The organism is Thiomicrorhabdus sp. 6S3-12, assembly GCF_017571475.1.
In the GTDB taxonomy this organism is placed as follows: Bacteria; Pseudomonadota; Gammaproteobacteria; order Thiomicrospirales; family Thiomicrospiraceae; genus Thiomicrorhabdus.
Map to the genome: position 1 here is coordinate 113,884 of NZ_JAGETW010000009.1, position 16,116 is coordinate 129,999.

Here is a 16,116-nt window from a genome sequence, read left to right on the forward strand (position 1 = left end):
TTTATCCCGCGTTTGCGAAAATCAGCGCCAGTGCGACGTCACGATCTTCGGTCGTAATTACATTGAAAGTCCTGCAGGCGGCATCGTTTGCCATCACTTCCAGTCCGACCCCTTTACCGGCACAATGTGCAAATAGAGAAGGGTGCGGAAAAACCTGCTGTTCTCCTGTGCCAAGAATAATGACTTCAGGCTGCGTCTGTAATATTTCATCCAAAAGTGCCGTCGTCAGCTGGTCGATATGTTTGACCGACCAATCCGGATAGACTTCGTGCTGGTTTAAAAACAGACTGTGACGGTATTCGTCGGCATTGATTCTCACCAGGCCGGATTCATAGTGTTTTACCACATTGATATTGGAGTCGCGGTGCTCTGTAAATTTCATAACGATGGCCCTGAATTTAGTGATTGAACAGCGATCTCTGTACAAAGTGAGCAGAGGTCTGTTTTAAATGCTGATTGGCCGTTATTAAAGCCGATTCGGCATGGATTTTCAATTGACGAAAAATCAGGATGCTGTATCATTATCGTTTTACTTTAACCCCCTCTTTTTAAGCATGTCTGAGTGGTTAACCGATCCCTGTGATCCAAGTTGGCTGACTCAACAATTGAGTAGAAGGCATCCTTTCGTGGCAGACGAATTTCAAAGAATCAAAAGACTCCCTCCATATGTATTTAACATAGTCGGCGAACTGAAGGCAGAAGCCCGTCGTCGCGGCGAAGACATTATCGATTTCGGTATGGGTAATCCTGATCAGGATACGCCAAAACATATCGTCGATAAGCTGATCGAAGTGGTGCAGCGCGAAGGCACGCACCGTTATTCGGTTTCACAGGGGATTCCTCGTCTGCGCAAAGCGATCTGTAACTGGTATAAAGACCGTTACGACGTCGATCTTAATCCGGACAGCGAAGCAGTTGTGACCATCGGTTCGAAAGAGGGATTGGCGCATCTGGCTCTGGCTACCGTAGATAAAGGGGATACCGTTCTGGTTCCGAATCCGGCTTATCCGATTCACCCGTACGGTTTCGTCATTGCCGGTGCCGATATCCGTCATGTGCGCATGACACCGGATACCGACTTCTTCGAAGAGTTGGAAAAAGCGATCAAAGACAGCTGGCCGAAGCCGAAAATGCTGGTGCTTAACTTTCCGGGCAACCCGACGACCGACACTATCGAGCTGGATTTTTTCGAGCGCGTGATCAAAATCGCCAAGGAACATAATATCTGGGTTATTCATGACTTGGCTTATGCGGATATCGTATTCGACGGATATAAAGCTCCGTCAATCATGCAGGTCGAAGGAGCCAAGGATATTGCGGTCGAATTCTTTACCTTATCTAAAAGCTACAATATGCCAGGTTGGCGCGTAGGCTTTATGGTCGGGAATCCTGATCTTGTCCATGCACTTAAACGTATGAAGTCTTACCTTGATTACGGTACATTTACTCCGATTCAGGTTGCCGCTATTGCCGCGCTTGAAGGGCCGCAAGATTGCGTTCAGGAAATCTGCGATATGTACAAATCTCGCAGAGATGTTTTATGTCAAGGTTTGAACGCAGTTGGCTGGGAAGTAACTCCGCCGAAAGCGACTATGTTTGTCTGGGCGAAAATTCCGGAGCCATACCGTGAAATGGGCTCTCTTGAGTTTTCCAAAAAGCTGCTTCAGGAAGCCAAAGTAGCGGTTTCCCCAGGTATCGGTTTCGGTGACTATGGTGATGACCACGTACGTTTCGGTTTAATTGAAAACGAACACCGTACCCGTCAGGCAATTCGCGGTATCCGCGACATGTTCCGCAAAGACGGCCTGATTAAACAAGATTAAAAAAACAAATTTAAACTAGGATCCAACCACATTATGAAAACCTATAAGATCGGTCTTTTAGGGCTTGGTACAGTCGGCGGCGGAACCGTCAACATTCTGCAAAATACCCTTAATGAGATTGAGCGCCGTTTGGGACATACGATTGAAGTCAGTATTATTGCTGTTCGTGCCCTGAACCGTGCACGTCCGGTGGATACCACCGGTATTCAGATGACCGAAAACCCTCATGATGTCGTTAACCATCCCGAAGTGGATATTGTTGTTGAACTAATGGGTGGTACCGGACTGGCTAAAGAGTTGGTCAGTCAGGCGATCCGCAACGGCAAGCATGTCGTTACCGCTAACAAGGCAATGATCGCCGAGTTTGGTAACGAATTGTTTGCTCTGGCCGACGAAAATAATGTCATCGTTAACTACGAAGCGGCAGTTGCCGGCGGCATTCCGATTATCAAAGCTTTGCGCGAAGGCTTGGCAGCCAATAAGATTGAATGGCTGGCCGGGATTATTAACGGTACGGGTAACTACATCCTTACCGAGATGGAAGAGCCGGATGCTGACTTTGATAAGGTGCTGAAAGTCGCTCAGGAGCTGGGTTACGCGGAAGCGGATCCTACTTTCGACGTTGAAGGTATCGATGCTGCGCACAAGTTGACCATTTTGGCTTCTATTGCGTTCGGTATCGAGCTGCAATTCAATAAAACCTATACCGAAGGTATCAGTCGCATTACGGCCGAAGATATCCATTTTGCCGACCAGTTCGGTTATAAGATTAAGCACCTTGGTATTGCCAATCGTACCGAAAATGGTTTCTCGCTTCGTGTACATCCGTCATTGGTCAAGAAAGATGTTTTGATCGCTAACGTTAACGGCGTAATGAACGCGGTCATGGTAAAAGGCGACCATGTCGGTCCGACTATGTATTATGGACCGGGTGCCGGTGCCGGGCCAACGGCCAGTGCGGTTGTCGCAGATATTATCGATGTGATCCGAGCGCAGTCGATGACTGTCGAAGATCGTGTCCCCGGTCTTGGATTTAAAGCGGATCAGCTGGCGCAGGCGCCGGTAGAATCGATCGATGAAATCCATTCGGCTTATTATCTGCGCTGTTTTGCGAAGGATAATGCCGGTGTTCTGGCGCAGATTACGACAAAACTGGCCGAGCTGGAGATTAATATTGAGCACCTGCATCAGGAACCATCGGAAGAAAATCCAGACGACGCCACTTTAGTCATGCTGACCGAACAGGTGAAAGAATCCAAGCTTAACCAAGCGCTTGAAGCTTTGATTGCGCTTGAGGTGGTTGATTCCGAAATTCAACGTATTCGTATTGCCGATCTGGGTTAAAAAACCGATTGTCAGGTGAAGCTTGTAAGCCAGTGATATCGCTGGCTTTTTTATTTAAAGGTTTTGGTTTATGCCAGTGACACAGTCTTTAACTCTATGGATCCCCGGTCTTCTGCATCCGCAGCGTATCGATGAGGCTCAAGATGCCCTGAAGTCGCTTGAGTTGCCGCATTTACAAAAGCTATTAAGCAGGGCGGATTACCGTTTATCCAAGCCTCGTACCTTTGAAAATCAGGCCTGTTATCTTTTTCATCAGACGGAAAAATTGCCCAGCGCAATTACACGGGCTTCCGTATTGCTACCTGAAGCCTTTGAGAAGGGGGCTGACGAATTTTGGTTAAGTGTCGATCCGGTGCAGATGATTCCGGATCGGGATACGCTTATCCTTTTTCCGGCCAAAGATCTTGCGATTACCGAAGAAGAATCGCGGGCGCTGCTGGAAAGTTTTAACCGGCATTTTGCTCAGGACCGTGTAGAACTTCTTTATGGGCAGGCCGACCAGTGGTTTATGCGCGTTAAGCAGCCAATCGATCTACAGGCAACCGATCTGCACGACGTCGCTTACCGAAGTGTTACTGACGCATACCCGCAGGGAAATGCCGCTAATTACTGGCGTCAACTGATCAATGAAACGCAGATGCTTTTTTACAGTCATCCGGTTAACGAATCGAGACGCAATAAAGGTTTTCCTGAGATCAACAGTATCTGGCCTTGGGGCGAAGGTTCACTGCAGCAACACCTTATCAAAGAGCGTTCTGCTGCTTGTGTCTGTGCCGATAATGCTTATTTACAAGGGATGGCAAAATTGTGTCACGCCCAATCTACATCGTCGATCAACTCCTATGAGCAATGGCAGGCACAGACGATTGACGGTCATAGCCTGGTTTATCCTGACGACCTTTGTACCGCGATTCCAAACATGCAGCTGGAAGAATGGTTAGCCGCGCTCCAGCAGGTCGAAAACGAATGGGCAAAACCAATCGATGAAGCCTTGCAGAAAGGGGGCTTGGGGAATGTGTTTTTGGATTTAGGTGCCGGTAAACAGTTTTATCTGACAAAACGTAAAATTAAACGTTTCTGGCGCTGGAAGAAAAACTGGCGGGCGCTTTGCAATTAATCCCGCTGCTAAACAGGACATCATTACCGAGCAGCAGAAGCATTTTTTAAGGATATTCGGTATAATTCCGCAAATTATTGAATTCTAATTAAAATAACAAAATTTCAGTCTTTTAAATAAGGTAACCCATGAACTTTATTGAAACCCGTGGCAACGACGGTCAAAAACCGAGCAGCATCACTTTTTCTCAGGCCATTCTGAGTCCAATGTCTTCATTCGGCGGTATTTACTCGCCGGAAAGCTTACCGTCTTTCGATCAGAAATTCCTGAGCGCACATGTCGATTCCGGTTATAAGAAACTGGCCAAGGATATTCTGAATTCTTTCGAGATTGATATTGATGAGTCGGTAATTGATGCGGCACTGGCGCTGTATGATGACTTCGACGATCCAAGTAATCCGGTACCGGTGGTAAAAGTATATGACGATCTGTATGTCAGCGAGTTGTACCACGGGCCGACTCGTGCCTTCAAAGATATGGCGCTGCAACCGTTTGGTAAGGTCTTGTCTGCCGTTGCCCAGGGGCGTAATGAAAAATACCTGATTTTGGCTGCAACAAGTGGTGATACAGGGCCTGCGGCACTTGAAACCTTTAAGAATCGCGACAATGTTCAAGTTGCCTGTCTGTATCCTGACGGCGGCACTTCGGATGTACAGCGTTTGCAGATGGTAACCGAAGATGCCGCAAACCTTAAAGTTATCGGTATTCATGGTGACTTTGACGATGCACAGAGCGCTTTGAAGACGCTACTGGTTTCCGAGAAATTTAAAAATGCTTTGCAGGCACACAACATTTCGCTTTCGGCGGCAAATTCGGTCAACTTCGGACGCATTATCTTTCAGACGATTTACCATGTTTACAGCTATCTGGAACTGGTTCGCCAGGGAGCGATCGAAATGGGTGATCAGGTTTATCTGAACGTACCGAGCGGAAACTTCGGAAACGCTTTGGGCGGTTACTATGCAATGAAAATGGGATTGCCGGTTAAGCAGATTCATATCGCGTCCAACCAGAACAATATTTTGACTCAGTTTATTACCACTGGTGAATATGATCTGCGTGAATCCAAGGTCATTCCGACCACGTCACCGGCGATGGATATTTTAAAGTCCTCGAATATCGAGCGTATTCTGTTTGACCTGTTCGGCGCAGAGCGTACCAAAGAGCTTATGCTTCAGTTGGATAGCGATAAATATTACAAACTGAATGCCGATGAGCTGGCGCAAGTTCAGGAGATTTTTGCCGCTGATTTCTGCAGCGACGAAGAAGGGCTGGCTTACATCAAACAGGCGTTTGAGGTGAACTATCTGATGTGTCCGCATACGGCGACGTGTTTCAAAGCTTACGATACTTGTCGTCAGGATAAATCCATCAAGACAATTGCCTATTCGACTGCTGAGTGGACCAAATTTTCTCCGGTAATTGCTTATGCTTTGACTGGCGAAAAGCCGGAACATGATAAAGAAGCTTTGGAAATGATTGCGCAGAAAGCTGGTGTACAGATTCCGACGCAGATTGCGCAGCTGTTTGATAAAGCGATTGCACAGAAAACCGTAGTCAACAAAGATGAGATTGAGCAGGCAATTTTGGATTTCCTGAAATAATCTCAGATTAAGATTAATAGGCGGCGGTTATTTAACGAATAGATCGCAGCTCTTTAATATTCGAAAACGCTCCGGGGTTTATCAATAAAACCCGGGGCGTTTTTGTTTTCGGCAGCAAATTAAAGAAGCAGCAGGATTTGTCTGGGTGTTAGAGATGCAGTCAGTGATAACTTGAGATTTTGTTCATTTGCACAAAATACAAAATAAAGTGAATAAACCGAAACTCGGTACATACCGCTGATTGCCATTCAATAGCCGTATAGTGCTCTTTTATTTTACTTATTCTATATTCGTATAATGTATATTATGTTAAATACGTTATTATTTTAACTTACCATTGATCTGTTTGAGCACGCTCTACTCTACTCTCTGTGTTGTGCAGATTCGGTATTGCCGTCCGTAATGGTTAGCAGCCGCTTTGGGTAAAGTTGCTTTTCTTAGTTTTTCTTAGTTTTTCTTAGTTTTTCTTAGTTTTTCTTTTGCGATGCATACAAAAGCAAACCTTGTTCTATTTAGCGAAGACCTGCTCTTGTTTGTTGTGTCGTGCAGGTAAAATTTAAGCGATCAGTTCGTTGACCTTTTCCGGCGGCCGGCCGATAACGGCACGGTTTTGATAAACAATAATCGGACGTTCAATTAACTTTGGATGATCTGCCAGAATCTGTAACCACTCCTGGTCCGTTTTGTTATCGTCTTTCGCTAAGCCCAATTCTTTAAAAAGTGTTTCGCCTGTTCGCATGATTTCAAACGGACGACACGCGAGCATACTGCAAATATCAGCCAGACGCTCTTTTGACGGAGGATTGTCCAGATAACGAATTTCCTGAATTTCGTCGTCGGTGAATTTGGTTTTTAAAATCTCTAAAGCGCCACGACTCTTTGAACAGCGTGGATTGTGGTAAATCTCGATTTTAGACATGAATTGCGTCCTGCTTTTTACTTATACGATGAATGATTTGAAATCAGGCGTCAGATTCTGAATTTTGTTCCAAGCGCTGACTAAGCGCTTTTTCGACTGCTTCAATTCGTTCTTTGCAAGCGTGGTATGCCTTGCTTGCTTCATCCACCATCGGAATCAATTGATCAATGTCCACTTCCTGGTTGTGCGCCAGTTTGTTAGCGATTTCTTGCAGTTTCTGATAATTCTGTTGGAAATTTTGATTGTTTTGATCCATCGTCATGTCTCGTTGTAATATCTCGTTAATCTGGCAGTATTGCTTGTAAATAGGTATCAGTTCTGGTTTTTATCAACGGTTACGCTGATATTACCATCCTTAAACTGAATCGCTAATTTGTCTTGCTCAAGAGCTTGCTGTTTACTTACAACGGTTCTGCCCTCCTGATCGCTGACAACAGCAAACCCCCTTTCGATCTGCACTTTTGGCCCGGCATTCAGTATCATCGCCATCCAATCCTGCATCTGCTGCTTGCTGGAGCGTACTCGGCTATAGGCCTGTTGGTTTATCTCTTTTTCAAGGGTGAAAAGACGCTGTTTCTGGCGTTCGATTTGTTGTTCGCCGTTCTGTCTTACCTGTTGAATAAGCCAGCTAAGCATATGTTTTTCTTGGGTAATTTGATTTTGTGCAAGTTGTTCGATCCGGGTGAATGGTACCAAAGTAACCTGTTTCCAGTGATTCAACGTATATTGGCTCTGTTGTTTGACCTGTTGCCATAAAGCTTCACTTTGGCGCTCAAGACGAATGATTTCTTGTTGGGAGACTCTCTGAATTCGCAGCCAATTCTGTTGAGCATTCATTGCCTGTGATTGAATCTGCTGCCAGATAAAGTGAATTACTTTACTGGGCGTATCAAAACGGCTGTGCGCTACTTCATCAAGAATCGTGGTATCGCGTTCATGGCCGATTCCGGTTAAAACCGGTATTGGCATTTCGGTAATCTGTTTAGCCAGACTGTATTCATTGAGCTGATGCAGATCCAGTTTCGCTCCGCCGCCGCGAATAATCACTAAGGCATCGTAGTTTTGATTTTGATGACACTGCTGAAATTCTTTAAAAGCCCGGGCAAACTCTTTCTCGACATGTTCACCTTGAAAGCTGCTGTAGAAGTAGTCAAAGTGGCACAGTTTGCAACGACTCAGTTTGTCCGCATCTGCTTGAAAATCGCCCAAACCGGCCGCATTCGGCGGTGCAACGACGGCAATCCGGAAAAAATCTGTGCTTAATGCCAGCTTTTTATTGTTGCCATAGACCCCTTCGGAAACCAGTTTCTGGCGAATATCCCTGACTTTCTGTTCCAATTCGCCAAGACTGAAGCTGCTGTCGATCTCCTGAATAACCAGTGACAGGCCGTACTGTGAATGGAATTGAACTTCGCACAACATCAGTAGCTTTTGTCCGGCGCAGAGTTGCATTTGTGTTTCCTGCTGAAACTTTTGCAGCACATAAGGCGCTTGGCTTTTCCAGATAACGGCTCTGGCATTAGCGATAGAACGACCGCTTGCATCGGTTTCGTTTAACTCCAGGTACTGGTGCCCTCTGCGCTCATTAATGCTGCCAACTTCGGCTACGATCCAGTGCCCGCCGGCGAAGTTCTGCCAGATGACCTGTTGTATGCGGTTCAGAAATTGCGAGAGTGTCTGGCCTTTTTGCACTTCAGTGGCTTGATCTACCAAGGAGTCGGATTGTTGATGTGCGCTGTAGGCCGCCTGTTCAAAAAAACCGTTTTGCTGCGGGCGTTCTTGTATTGGCTGTTCGGTTTTTGCAGACGGAGCGGCATAAGAAGCTGTTTGATCCGTCAGCCATTGAGTAAATTGTGATTGTTGTTCCTGTAATTCTTCCGGGATATACCACTTTCTTGCAATGGGATCCCAGCGTGCGCCGAGACTTTTCGCTTGATCTTTTTGGGCAAAAGGAACGTTTAGGTAAATCATAGTGATAGCTTGCTTTCCTGCTATAGGCTCTGAATATTTTCTCTTTGCGCCAATTGTTCTGCCATGCGTTCGATCTCGTCTTCCACGATGCGCAAAGCTTCTTGCAGCGTGTCCAGCCCCGCTTCTGCCTTAAAGGCATTCTGACTTAAATAACGGCGCCACATACGTCCGCCCGGCAAACCATGGAAAAGGCCAAGCATATGTCGGGTCACTTGAATCAGTTTACCGCCTTGCTGTAGATGATTTTCGATATAGTCATACATCTGTTCGACAATTTCCTTGCGCGTTAAAATCGCTTCGTCAGAGCCGTATAGCAGGTGATCGGCTTCAGCAAGCAGATAAGGTTGCTCATAAGCGCTTCTTCCGATCATGAATCCGTCTAATGCAGGAAGATTATGGTAGTTTTCAAGATGCTGCATACCGGATTGCAGGGTTTTGATGCCGCCGTTAATGGCGATCGGGAGTGCGCTATATGCCTGTTTAACCTGGTGCACCAGATCGTAATTCAATGGCGGTATTTCGCGATTTTCTTTCGGCGAGATGCCTTGCAGCCATGCTTTGCGGGCATGAATAATAACTCCGTCGGTGTTGACCTCATTGAGTGCTTCGACAAACTGGAAAATAGTTTCCGCTTCGTTTTGTTCATCGATGCCGAGACGACACTTGACGGTGACCGGAAGTTGCGTCGAGCTTTTCATGGCATCGACCGCTTCGGCAACGATTTTCGGCTGAGCCATCAGGCAGGCGCCAATCATATTGTTTTGAACACGGTCACTCGGGCAGCCGACATTTAAGTTAACTTCACTGTAGCCCCATTCTTCGGCAATGGCCGCACATTGCGCCAGTTCAGCCGGATTGCTTCCGCCGAGTTGAAGTACAACCGGCGCATCGTTTTTATCCTGTCCGAGGAAACGCGGCAGGTTATTGCCGTAGATAATCGCTCCGGTCGTGACCATTTCACTGTACAGCCAGGTATTTTTGCTCAATTTACGGTGGAAGTGACGACAATGTCGATCCGTCCAGTCCAACATAGGGGCAACAGAAAAGTGCTGCGCGCTGTTCTGTTTATAAGGTTTGGCATTATTAGGTGTTAAAAGCGTGGCTGACATGGACTATTCTAGTTCTGGTTATCGAATGGCGCCTATTTTACTGTTTTTCAAATCAAGCTGCAGAAGTACAATCCAAATAAGCGTGGTAACGATTATTTACGGTGCAGTCGGCACTTTCTTATAAGTGAGCGGTATGCGTATCAATTTGTCATACTGTGATCAATTTAGAGTGTTTTTGTTGATTGGAGGCAATAATTGAAGCCGGAAAGTCGCTATGCTGATAGTAATTAAATCGGATGTTATATATGACGAGCTGCACCGCCTTTACAAGATCTCTTTTTCTAACGTCACTCTTCGTCGTCCTGTCACTATTTGCCATGCGAATACAGGCTGCACAAAATGTCACCGATCCGGTCGACCGCAAGCAACTTACTCCCGTAAAAGTACAGCTTAACTGGCATCACCAATTTCAGTTTGCAGGGTTTTATGCCGCTATCCAGCAAGGCTACTATCATCAATCCGGATTAGATGTCGAATTGCTACCCTGGAGTCCGGGCGTCTCAACAGCGCAGCAGGTAGAAGACGGTAAAGCTGACTTTGGCATCAGTGTGAGTTCGGTGCTGATTGATATCGCCAAGGGCAAAGATCTGCAGATGGTAATGACGTCCTTTCAGTATTCGCCATTGGTTTTGTTGTCTCATTTCCCCCTTACTGATTTAGAGCAGTTCGCCGGAAAAACGGTGATGCATAACGGTGGCATACAGGTTAAAAGTCTACTTGCCAATAGTACCCTTCCAAAATCGCTAATGCCTAAAGAAGTTTATTCCTCCGGGAACCTGCAGGATTTTATCGACGGCAAAGTGGATTTTTATGGCGCTTATGTTTCCAATGAACCTTTTATTCTGCGGAATATGAGGGTTCCTTTCTACACAGTTGATCCTAAACGCTACGGTATTCAGAGCTATTCGGGGCTGGTCTTTACCAGTTCCGCTTTGGCCAGAACACAACCCGATCTGGTTGAAAAATTCCGTAAAGCGACCATTAAAGGCTGGGAGTTCGCAATCGCTCACCCGCAGGAAGTTATAAACTACCTGATTCAGCACTACCCGGTAGATAAATCGCAAAGTGACCTGTTAAACGAAGCCAAAAGCCTCAAAGAATTTGTTCAGGTCGGCAGCACGCCAATCGGGCATCTTGATCAGCTGAAAATTCTTGCGATTCTCTCAGACGCGCTCAATCTTGGGATTATTAGTCAGAATGAATATCAGAAGATTAAGAATTCCAATATTATTTTCGATAAAAATACCCAACTTTTTACTTATGAAGAACAGCAGTATTTAAAAAATAAACGCACTTTAGTTGTCAGTGATACCCTGCATTACCCGCCTTTCAATATGGTAAATGCACAAGGAGAAAGCCAAGGCTTGGTTACCGACTACATGCTAGCAATCAAACGCTTGCTTGGCGTTGAGATTATTTCCGAGTCGCAAGTATTTCCTGATGACAATGACTCTATTGATCTTATCCCAGCTATTTCGGAAACCCCTGCTCTGAAATCCAAGTATTTGTTTACCAAGCCTTACCTTAGCTTTCCATTGGTTCTTGTCGGTAGAGGCGGAGATAACAGTGGGTTTATCCAAGATTTTTCTGCTCTTAGCGGTTACAGTGTTGCTGTGCTCAAGGATAGCTTCCCACAAGAATATCTGACGTTTCACTATCCGAATATCAACCTTGTACAGGTGGGCTCCCTAAGAGAAGGGTTGCGCAAAGTGCAATATGGCGAAGCGATTGCTCTGGCGGACAATTTAGTTGCGATCAATTATGCAGTGCAGACCGAAGGTTATACCAATTTTCAGATTATCGGTCAGTCCGAGCATAAATACCCTTTTTCCATGGCCGTCAATCGAGATGAGCCGCTCCTTTATTCCATTATTCAAAAAGCATTGCAGTACATTAAAGATAGCAATCGTCAAATCGGTTACCAGAAATGGTTGAAAGTACCGGAAGTTCGAATCTTTAATTACCAGCTGCTAATGCAGTTGATGTTGCCATTGCTGCTTGTCATTATTCTGCTGACTACCCTACTGATTTCCTATCATCGAAAACAGCGCTATCTCAAGGAAATCTATGAGCTTTCTTATGCTTCACTGATTGATGCCACTACTATGAAGATCATCTGGAGCAGTAAGGCCTACGGGAAACTCAGCGGCTATGAAACGGAAGAACTAGCGGGCATGCCTTATCTTAAATTAGCGAGTCAGAAAGTTACCTCCGATGTTATTCAATCGATTTACCATCAGGTTCTTGATCTCGGTAAATCGTGGAGCGGAGAAGTTCCTGCGGTCAAGAAAAACGGTGAGGAGTACTGGGTCGATCTGACATTGATACCCAATAAAAACTTACTGGGTAAAGTCACTTCCGTTCTTGCAACACGGATTGATATCAGTGACCGTAAGAAAATCGAGGCGATTTCGATTACAGATGAATTAACCGGCCTTTATAACCGCCGTTATTTCCAGAAAAAATTGGTTAGTGAAATCCAGCGCGCCAAACGTGAGAAGCAATCGGTAACTTTTATTATGCTGGATATCGATTTCTTCAAGAAAATTAACGATGACTACGGACATCTGGTCGGCGATGAAGTACTGATTGAAGTATCCACTTCCATCCACGCCTATTTCAATCGTGCGAATGACTTCGTTTTCCGTGTCGGCGGAGAAGAGTTTTTCATTATCAGCTATTTTGACAATCTTCGCGCCTTGAAGGTTCATCTGAATAACCTACAGGAATCCATTCGCAGGCAGCGAATTGAAAACCGTAATGCGCCGCTTGGCTTTTTGACGCTATCCATGGGGGTACTGTACTGTGACCCGAATTGCATTCCGGCGCCTGAGAAGGTCAGCAAAAGAACCGATGATCTTTTATATGAATCCAAAGAAAACGGACGAGACCGAATTTCGATCGAACTGATTACGGAAAAAGATGCGGAAAGCTGTGTTAAGCAGAGAGTTCCATCGCAAGTGGATTAAGCGACGCTTTATTGAGGAGTGTCAGCCATGCCGATTAACGGCATGGCCCGATCAATAACAATAAGTTATGTTCGTTAGAAGTAGATTGCTGTCCGGCTTATAACGGAATACCGTCGCTTTCAATGCCGGCATCGTCATTTTTCTTGTCCATCAGTTCAAGCAGTTTCTCGCCGTAAGCGTTACGGGCGGTCTGAAGAATGGAAATCTGAGCGTTGTAATCCATGATCTTTGCTTCGCAGACCTGGATTGCCTGATAGTGCCCTTTTGCTTCTTCGGACATATCATCCGTGTCGAACTCTTTTCCGCCTAAAGTGAACTTCGCCATTAAATCATCTCCTGTTAATAGAATTTACTCAGTAGCGATATCTTAACTCTGAAAATTTGAATGTCAAAACTTAACATTTATCAGACGCTACAAAGACCGGCACTCTGCATATAAATAGCCCCCTTCCGAGAGGTATTTTTTCTAATTCATGCAAAAAATTGCCTTAATCATAAAGTATTCTTATAGTAGAGAGCATGATTGCGTTTCATTTTAAGTTAAAATACCCAAAATTTTATTTCAGAGTCCCAAGTTCATAGATTTCAATTTCATGAATACGTTGCCAGAAATCATTCAAGCTGTCTTTCCAGATTTAAACGAGCCGGATAAATATTCCGGAGAAGACCGGCATAAAATCGAACAAGCTTGTGCCCTTGCGCTTGAAGCTTTGAGTCTGCCGGAAAAAACCGTTGTTCGAAGTGTTGATGTAGCCCAGATTCTGGCCGATCTTAAAATTGATATGGACACCCTGATCGCGACGCTGATCAGTGACGGGAATCTCGAAGGCATTTACAGCATTGAGTCGATTACCGAAAAATTCGGTGAAAAGATCAGTCATCTTGTCGAAGGGATCCGCAAGCTAAATCGCTTCCAGGAATTTCAGGTAGAGCGTAGTTCGGACAATGTTCAGAATGAACGTCTGCGCCAGATGTTACTGGCAATGACGGTCGACATCCGGATTATGATCGTCAAACTCGCCTACCGCGTTGCCCGTCTGCGTCATCTTAAGTACGAAGATGAAGAGGTTCGACGTCAGATTGCCCTGGAAACCGAATTGATCTTCTCCCCTCTGGCGAACCGCCTGGGGATCGCCCAGCTTAAATGGGAGCTCGAAGACCTCTCTTTCCGTTTTACGCATCCTAAAGAGTACAAGGAAATTGCCCTTGGCCTGAAGTCAAAACGTACCGAAAGAGAAGAGTATATCCAGCGGGTCATTCAGACTCTGCACGAATTGCTGGCCAAGCAGAATATCAAAGCGAAGATTACCGGGCGTCCAAAGCATATTTACAGCATCTGGAAAAAGATGATGCGTAAAAATATCCCGATTGATGAATTGTACGACCTGCGTGCGGTGCGTATTTATGTCGATAGTATTCAGACCTGTTACGAGGCGCTCGGTGCCATCCATAGCCACTGGAACTATGTTAAGCAGGAATTCGACGACTATATCGCTACGCCGAAGGAAAACGGTTATCAATCGATCCATACGGTTGTCATCGGCCCGGAGAATAATACGGTAGAAATCCAAATCCGTACCTTTGCCATGCATCATCATGCAGAATACGGTGTGGCCGCACACTGGCGCTATAAAGAAGGCGGACAAGGTTTCGATCATAATCTTGAGCGCAGTATCTCGAATGTTCGTCAGATGCTTGAAACCTCCGACGATCCGGATATCTTTAAAGAAATCAGTACCGAACTGCAGAGCCAGCACATCTATGTGATGACTCCGAATAATGAGATTGTCACCTTGCGCCAAGGCGCGACGCCGCTCGATTTTGCGTACAACATTCACACCGAGTTGGGGCATCGTTGTCGCGGCGCGAAAATCAATGGCCGAATTCAACCGTTGAGCTACAGTTTGAAAACCGGCGACCGGGTTGAAATACTGACCATTAAAAACGGTCAGCCAAGCCGTAATTGGCTGAATCCTAACCTGGGATATCTGACCAGCAGCAGTGCGCGAAACAAGGTAAAAAGCTGGTTCAACAAGCAGAATCGTGCAGAAAATATCAAATCCGGTGAAGCCCTTTATCACAGAGAAATCCGACGTCTGCACGCTGAACACATTCCGTTGGAAAAACTGGTTGAACGATTTAAAGCCGATTCGGAAGAAGCGTTCTACGAGGATTTAGGTAAAGGTCGCATTAATGAGCGTCAGCTGACCAGCGCCCTGCAGACTCTTAACAAGCCTGTAGCCAAGGAAGTGCGTCAAGGGCATGAATATGTCCCTGAGCATCCGGAGGAAGCAGAACGCGCCTACGTTATCGGAGCGACCAATCTGCAAACCTACCTGGCCCCCTGCTGTCATCCGCATCGAGGCGACGATATTGTCGGTTATGTCACACGCGGTAGAGGTGTGACCATTCATAAGAGTGACTGTGCCAATATTCTGCACTTGAGTCATGAAGAATTGCGCCGCCTGATCGAAGTTACCTGGGATAAATCGATTGCCGAAAATCCGAGCTATACCGCCGAGCTTTCGATTCTGGCATTTGACCGCCGCGGGCTCCTACGGGATATTATGACGCAGTTAACTCTGATGGATATCAATCTGATTGCATCCAATACCTATACCGATAAAGACGACCGCACGGTTAATATGAAACTGACGCTGGAATTGAATGCAACTATGCAGCTGGGTGATCTTCTGGACCGAATTGAAATGATTCAGAACGTCGAATCCGCCTCAATCCGTACCGTTTGATCAATTACGAATCGACAGCAACTTAATAAAGCCGGCAAATTATTGACCGGCTTTTTTTGTTTCTCTTCCTTTTCACAGGCAATAAAAAAGCCCGCTGAAACAAATCATTTCAGCGGGCTTTTGAATATGGCGTCCCGTAGGGGAGTCGAACCCCTGTTACAGCCGTGAAAGGGCCGTGTCCTAGGCCTCTAGACGAACGGGACTTTTTAGATTTTTAGCTGTTATTTTTCTTAATTTCTTTGTCTGCTTTCAGTCACCTACCCATCTGTAGGCTCTTTCAAGCTTCCTCGAACTAAAGAAAAATCTCTAGCTAAATTTCTTAAAAAGCTCTCAAATTAATGAGATCAATTTTTAAATGCTTATATTTCAATAAGCGCCCTACTGAAACTCTATTGGACTGAGTATCAATCTGACTAAATTTGGAGCGGGAAACGAGGTTCGAACTCGCGACCTCAACCTTGGCAAGGTTGCGCTCTACCAGCTGAGCTATTCCCGCATGGCGTCCCGTAG

At 45.7% G+C, this 16,116-nt stretch carries 12 protein-coding genes and 2 tRNA genes; 6 read left to right on the forward strand and 8 right to left on the reverse strand.

Going from position 1 to position 16,116, the window contains the following annotated elements; all coding sequences use genetic code 11:
* Window position 1 precedes the first annotated feature (1 nt).
* Entirely contained in the window at window positions 2-382 is a 381-nt protein-coding gene (locus J3999_RS10925; RefSeq protein WP_208127934.1) for an Mth938-like domain-containing protein, read from the reverse strand.
* 244 nt (window positions 383-626) lie between these two features.
* Between J3999_RS10925 and alaC the strand changes: the two genes are divergently transcribed.
* The 4 genes from alaC to thrC all read left to right on the forward strand — a co-directional run bounded on the left by alaC (window position 627) and on the right by thrC (window position 5,888).
* Complete coding sequence (gene alaC / locus J3999_RS10930) at window positions 627-1,823, forward strand: alanine transaminase (protein ID WP_208127935.1); 1,197 nt, start codon at window positions 627-629, stop codon at window positions 1,821-1,823.
* Between the two features lie 33 nt (window positions 1,824-1,856).
* Window positions 1,857-3,167, forward strand: a complete 1,311-nt coding sequence (locus tag J3999_RS10935; RefSeq protein WP_208127936.1) for a homoserine dehydrogenase — start codon at window positions 1,857-1,859, stop codon at window positions 3,165-3,167.
* A 70-nt stretch (window positions 3,168-3,237) separates the two neighbouring features.
* Window positions 3,238-4,284 carry a hypothetical protein gene (locus J3999_RS10940; RefSeq protein ID WP_208127937.1) on the forward strand — a complete coding sequence of 349 codons (1,047 nt, stop codon included), beginning with the start codon at window positions 3,238-3,240 and terminating at the stop codon, window positions 4,282-4,284.
* Window positions 4,285-4,412: 128 nt separating this feature from the next.
* Entirely contained in the window at window positions 4,413-5,888 is a 1,476-nt protein-coding gene (thrC, locus tag J3999_RS10945) for a threonine synthase (protein ID WP_208127938.1), read from the forward strand.
* 556 nt (window positions 5,889-6,444) lie between these two features.
* On the opposite strand, the gene arsC is transcribed toward thrC, so the two are convergent.
* The 4 genes from arsC to dusA are packed head-to-tail and all read right to left on the reverse strand — an operon-like array spanning window position 6,445 to window position 9,887.
* A complete protein-coding gene (arsC, locus tag J3999_RS10950; protein ID WP_208127939.1) occupies window positions 6,445-6,807 on the reverse strand; it encodes an arsenate reductase (glutaredoxin) in 363 nt (120 codons plus the stop codon).
* Between the two features lie 43 nt (window positions 6,808-6,850).
* A complete protein-coding gene (xseB, locus tag J3999_RS10955; protein ID WP_243755457.1) occupies window positions 6,851-7,063 on the reverse strand; it encodes an exodeoxyribonuclease VII small subunit in 213 nt (70 codons plus the stop codon).
* Between the two features lie 56 nt (window positions 7,064-7,119).
* Complete coding sequence (gene xseA, locus J3999_RS10960; protein ID WP_208127941.1) at window positions 7,120-8,778, reverse strand: exodeoxyribonuclease VII large subunit; 1,659 nt, start codon at window positions 8,776-8,778, stop codon at window positions 7,120-7,122.
* A 20-nt stretch (window positions 8,779-8,798) separates the two neighbouring features.
* Window positions 8,799-9,887 carry a tRNA dihydrouridine(20/20a) synthase DusA gene (gene dusA / locus J3999_RS10965; RefSeq protein WP_208127942.1) on the reverse strand — a complete coding sequence of 363 codons (1,089 nt, stop codon included), beginning with the start codon at window positions 9,885-9,887 and terminating at the stop codon, window positions 8,799-8,801.
* A gap of 245 nt (window positions 9,888-10,132) precedes the next feature.
* Here dusA and J3999_RS10970 point away from each other — a divergent pair, with 245 nt between their 5' ends.
* Entirely contained in the window at window positions 10,133-12,856 is a 2,724-nt protein-coding gene (locus tag J3999_RS10970; RefSeq protein WP_208127943.1) for a diguanylate cyclase, read from the forward strand.
* 97 nt (window positions 12,857-12,953) lie between these two features.
* Here J3999_RS10970 and J3999_RS10975 read toward each other — a convergent pair whose 3' ends face one another.
* Window positions 12,954-13,181 (reverse strand): DUF6447 family protein, encoded by a 228-nt coding sequence (locus J3999_RS10975; protein WP_208127944.1) that lies wholly within the window; start codon window positions 13,179-13,181, stop codon window positions 12,954-12,956.
* A gap of 268 nt (window positions 13,182-13,449) precedes the next feature.
* Between J3999_RS10975 and J3999_RS10980 the strand changes: the two genes are divergently transcribed.
* Window positions 13,450-15,606, forward strand: a complete 2,157-nt coding sequence (locus tag J3999_RS10980; RefSeq protein ID WP_208127945.1) for a bifunctional (p)ppGpp synthetase/guanosine-3',5'-bis(diphosphate) 3'-pyrophosphohydrolase — start codon at window positions 13,450-13,452, stop codon at window positions 15,604-15,606.
* Between the two features lie 127 nt (window positions 15,607-15,733).
* Here J3999_RS10980 and J3999_RS10985 read toward each other — a convergent pair.
* Both J3999_RS10985 and J3999_RS10990 read right to left on the reverse strand, forming a co-directional pair.
* Window positions 15,734-15,809, reverse strand: a tRNA-Glu gene (locus J3999_RS10985).
* Between the two features lie 217 nt (window positions 15,810-16,026).
* Window positions 16,027-16,102, reverse strand: a tRNA-Gly gene (locus tag J3999_RS10990).
* Window positions 16,103-16,116: the final 14 nt, after the last annotated feature.

Coding starts and splice junctions, on each gene's coding strand:
- J3999_RS10925 (WP_208127934.1), bottom strand. CDS start 382: ATGAAATTTACAGAGCACCGCGACTCCAATATCAATGTGGTAAAACAC.
- J3999_RS10940 (WP_208127937.1), top strand. CDS start 3,238: ATGCCAGTGACACAGTCTTTAACTCTATGGATCCCCGGTCTTCTGCAT.
- thrC (WP_208127938.1), top strand. CDS start 4,413: ATGAACTTTATTGAAACCCGTGGCAACGACGGTCAAAAACCGAGCAGC.
- J3999_RS10935 (WP_208127936.1), top strand. CDS start 1,857: ATGAAAACCTATAAGATCGGTCTTTTAGGGCTTGGTACAGTCGGCGGC.
- J3999_RS10970 (WP_208127943.1), top strand. CDS start 10,133: ATGACGAGCTGCACCGCCTTTACAAGATCTCTTTTTCTAACGTCACTC.
- xseB (WP_243755457.1), bottom strand. CDS start 7,063: ATGGATCAAAACAATCAAAATTTCCAACAGAATTATCAGAAACTGCAA.
- J3999_RS10980 (WP_208127945.1), top strand. CDS start 13,450: ATGAATACGTTGCCAGAAATCATTCAAGCTGTCTTTCCAGATTTAAAC.
- dusA (WP_208127942.1), bottom strand. CDS start 9,887: ATGTCAGCCACGCTTTTAACACCTAATAATGCCAAACCTTATAAACAG.
- arsC (WP_208127939.1), bottom strand. CDS start 6,807: ATGTCTAAAATCGAGATTTACCACAATCCACGCTGTTCAAAGAGTCGT.
- J3999_RS10975 (WP_208127944.1), bottom strand. CDS start 13,181: ATGGCGAAGTTCACTTTAGGCGGAAAAGAGTTCGACACGGATGATATG.
- xseA (WP_208127941.1), bottom strand. CDS start 8,778: ATGATTTACCTAAACGTTCCTTTTGCCCAAAAAGATCAAGCGAAAAGT.